The sequence below is a fragment of the Moorena sp. SIO1F2 genome, from assembly GCF_010672755.1.
Classification (GTDB): Bacteria; Cyanobacteriota; Cyanobacteriia; order Cyanobacteriales; family Coleofasciculaceae; genus Moorena.
In genome coordinates this window covers 1-2,911 of record NZ_JAAHFV010000543.1, presented here as the reverse complement: position 1 = coordinate 2,911, position 2,911 = coordinate 1, and the positions used below count along the sequence as shown (strand labels likewise).

Here is a 2,911-nt window from a genome sequence, read left to right as displayed (position 1 = left end):
TGTCGGTGTCCACTCGTCCGCAGGGCGCTGAAAGCCAGGATATCACTATTGATAGATAGGAAAATTCTAAAATATGTGAGATTCTGTTTCCAGAGTCAAAATCAATAATAAAAGCAATGGGAAGAGAATTATCTCTCCTGCCGTCACCCTAGAGTTTAACTAAAATATATGTAATTAAACATTTCGTAATTACAGATACAATTAGCCAAACTGCTTCTGGTAAGCTTAAAACCATTAATTTATAATCACGTCAATCACACATCAACTACTTGAAGCAGGTTGGGTCACTGAGCTTTGAGGGTATGGAGCGTGTTTTGGCTGCTCTGTCTAGAGTATTAACTTCTTTGTGAAACCAGCAACACCAATTTTTGATAATAGACTTTTCATTAACGGCCAATTTTCAGCAACAGACAGCCTCAATCCCTCAAGGCAAGGGTTTTAACAAACTTAAAATACACTTGCAACTCACACATCCCTATGAATATTACAGAATTAAACCACACTCATACAATGCCGTCTACGGAAGAGAAGGATTTTTATGTTACTGACCACATTGAGCCAGAGGAAACAGATTTACAGCGTGTAGCGGTCGAATTCACCGAAGACGATGAACTAGTGGTCTCTACTTCCCATAATTTCCGGAAAAGCGGCTCTGATGACACAGTGGGTGCATTCTTCAAGGAAATGGCTCGTTACCCATTGCTCAAGCCAGACGAAGAAGTAGATTTAGCCCGTCGGGTTAAGTTCCTAGTAGAAATCGACCAACTCCGCAACAGCTTACACGAAAAGTTAGACCGTAAACCAACCAAGGCTGAGGTAGCTGCAGCGGTCGAGATGACAGAACGTCAGTTGGAGGGGAATTTATATCGCGGTCGTGTGGCAAAACGCAAGATGATTCGCTCGAACTTGCGGTTAGTGGTTTCAATTGCTAAACGATATATTAATCGGGGTGTACCATTTCTAGATTTGATTCAAGAAGGTGCGTTGGGCTTAAACCGAGCAGCAGAAAAGTTTGACCCAGATAAGGGTTACAAGTTTTCTACCTATGCTTATTGGTGGATTCGTCAAGCGATTACTCGTACTATTGCCAATGATGCCCGAACTATTCGTCTACCAATCCACATTGTAGAAAAGCTCAATAAACTTAAAAAAGCTCAGCGGGAACTTAAACAGCAACTCCAGCGCAATCCTAATGAAATAGAACTTGCTCAAGCCCTAGAAATTTCCCTCTCCCATTTGCGTCAGTTACTAGAATTGCGTAGGCGCTCCCTTTCTTTGAATCACAGAGTTGGTAAAGGGGAAGACACAGAACTGATGGATTTGCTCGAAGACAATGATCTACGATTGCCCGAAGATAAGATGAATGAATCCATGATGCGCCAGGAGATTTGGGAAGTTCTCAGTGATGTCCTGACTGAGCGGGAAAAAGATGTGATTTCTCTACGCTATGGTTTAGCCAGCAGTGAACCCTACACCCTAGAAGAAGTAGGAGGCATGTTCAATCTCTCTCGGGAACGGGTGCGTCAGATTCAAAGCAAGGCCATGCGTAAGCTACGCCGTCCGCAAGTGGCTCGACGGCTTAGAGACTGGTTGACCTAGTGCAGCAGGTCTTAGGTCAGCTCGTGACTGCTGGATAAATTTGGTGATGTCGAAATCAGGTAATTCCGGTTAATTAGTTACCAAATAATCTCTGGCTAAATAATCTCTGGTCAATTAGACACTCCCCGGTCATTAGACGCGGGGAGTGTCAATTCAACGAGGTTGCATTAAACTATAGCAAGGGAAGCATGGTTTAGGACATAGTCTTTTGCTTGAAAGGGAGCAGGGACTGAGGCCGTTGGCCAAAGTGTTGATTTAGCATAACAAGTACGGAAGAGCCTTAATTGTCTGTAGGAGACTAAGCAGAATTAGAAGGCTAGCCACTGTTGACGATTTTATACAAATATCTTGCAGTATCTCCAAAAATATGTTAGACAATGATTAGTTTTCTAGTGTCATTGAAAACATTCTGGTTCCTTGAATTGAAGCCGAAAACCAAAGCAAACCATGATAGTGGTTGCGTTTTCTATTAAACACAGATTTATGCGCGAAGAGCGGAACAAAACCTATCTTGGCCTTGGGAGATACCCCCTGGCTGCGAGAGCAGCTTGCATTAGTGGGCTAAAATCTGCTTTGTAGATTTTGGTAGCTAAAAAGTATCGGAACAGGTATTCGGCTCTATTAAGTTGACTTTTTAAGTGGTTTTGGATGTAGGCAAGATTGTCAATAGGTAGGTCTTGTTGAAAAAAATAGACCTATCTTTTTTTTACCACAAAATGGTGAAAACTTTACATTTAAAGCTGTTCAGGCTATTTCGTCACCCCTTCAGCTTGTCGAGCCATAGAGTTTAATTCATTAGCAAACGGAAAATCCTTAGCTAAAATTGCACAAAGTGCGCTTAAATTAGCCTTATTGACTCCCTTATTGTCCATCCAATAGCGAAGACATTTGTTACGAATAAATTGAGCCGTGCAAATGGCTTCATCTATCGCAAAATATTGTTTTTGTTTGCCGTATGCTTTGAACTCTAAAACAATCATTGACCGTAGGTCACGCGGAGCGCTTTAGACCTTTTCATATCCTGATCTTATTCTAAATCAAATAAGATCAGATTTTCGGACTTTGGTATAATATTTTTATTAACGGCGACTAAAGTAGCTATTTCGCCTTCATCCCCGCTTTAAAAAGAGGGGGCTTTCGGCTTTTGTTAATTTCTCGTAAAAAGCATCCATCAGCACCTGGGTTGGGAGCATGTCAACTTTGTAATTAGGTACATAGATCCCCCCTAACCCCCCTTAAAAAAGGGGGGAATTAGATTGAAAAGTCCCCCTTATTAAGGGAAACGGGGGATCTGAATCAGGGATTAACAAAA

General features: G+C 41.8%; 1 protein-coding gene and 1 pseudogene. One reads left to right on the top strand and one right to left on the bottom strand.

What is annotated here, in order from left to right; all coding sequences use genetic code 11:
- Positions 1-477 precede the first annotated feature (477 nt).
- Entirely contained in the window at positions 478-1,599 is a 1,122-nt protein-coding gene (locus F6J94_RS32425) for an RNA polymerase sigma factor, RpoD/SigA family (protein ID WP_293047778.1), read from the top strand.
- Positions 1,600-2,366: 767 nt separating this feature from the next.
- On the opposite strand, the pseudogene F6J94_RS32420 reads toward F6J94_RS32425, so the two are convergent.
- Positions 2,367-2,579 (bottom strand): annotated as a pseudogene (locus F6J94_RS32420) (RNA-guided endonuclease TnpB family protein); the annotation flags it as partial.
- Positions 2,580-2,911 lie beyond the last annotated feature (332 nt).